Source organism: Photobacterium sp. R1, from assembly GCF_054600795.1.
In genome coordinates this window covers 1-309 of record NZ_BAAHZP010000349.1, presented here as the reverse complement: position 1 = coordinate 309, position 309 = coordinate 1, and the positions used below count along the sequence as shown (strand labels likewise).

The following is a 309-nucleotide window of genomic DNA, read 5'->3' as shown; positions in this document are numbered from 1 at the left end:
GTCCTTCAAACTGCTTTTTGTTTACCGCGGTGAACAAACCGCCCTGGCGGTGATCACAGTCGATGTTAAATTCTTCAATCAGGCCGCGAATGATATCGCCACCCTCAAAAATCATGCTGCACAGTGCATCTGAGGTCTTTTTGTCGTAACGTTTCTCGATGACATCCACATCGCGGCTGTAACTGTTGACGATTTGGCCGCCGTTACGGCCAGTTGCGCCAAAGCACACTTTGGCACTATCGAGGACCACAACTTTAAAGCCTTTTTTCGCCAGGTGCAGCGCAGATGACAGGCCACTGAAACCTGCAC

Annotated in this window: 1 protein-coding gene; it reads right to left on the bottom strand. The window is 50.5% G+C overall.

Going from position 1 to position 309, the window contains the following annotated elements; translation table 11 throughout:
- A partial coding sequence (locus ACYP03_RS25365; protein WP_459782583.1) for an NAD(P)/FAD-dependent oxidoreductase occupies positions 1-309 on the bottom strand: 309 nt, incomplete at both ends.